1 pseudogene is annotated in these 415 nt (G+C 66.0%); it reads left to right on the plus strand.

Annotated elements, in window-relative coordinates:
• Positions 1-258 (plus strand): annotated as a pseudogene (locus IG05_RS0141160) (RNA polymerase subunit sigma); the annotation flags it as partial.
• Positions 259-415: the final 157 nt, after the last annotated feature.

Here is a 415-nt window from a genome sequence, read left to right on the forward strand (position 1 = left end):
ACCTGGGGCGTCGTCGAGCTCAGCAACGTCAAGGGCCCGCTGAAGTGCTCGCTCATCGCCGTCGGCAAGAACGGCGAGCGCGAGACGATGTCCTCCTGGTCGGTCCCGAAGTGGGGCTACGGCATCCCGGACGCCAAGGCACCGGAGGCCAAGCTGCCCCTCTACGCCCAGGGCGGCGCGGCCTTCCAGCCCAACCAGATCGACCACTTCGAGGTCATGACCTTCGACGGCAAGAAGCTCGTGCAGATCGACGCGTAGTGATACGTAGCTTTGCCGGGTCCCCTTCGCGTACGGTTGACGGCTGCCCAGCACGTCAGAAGGGGGCCCGGTGGCCGCTCAGGCTCAGCAGGAAACCGCGGTCGGCTCGGATCACGACTCACGTCGCGACCGGGAGATCAGCGTCGAACAGGAACAT

Origin of the sequence: Streptomyces sp. NRRL S-1022 (genome assembly GCF_000720135.1) — a bacterium.
Classification (GTDB): domain Bacteria; phylum Actinomycetota; class Actinomycetes; order Streptomycetales; family Streptomycetaceae; genus Streptomyces.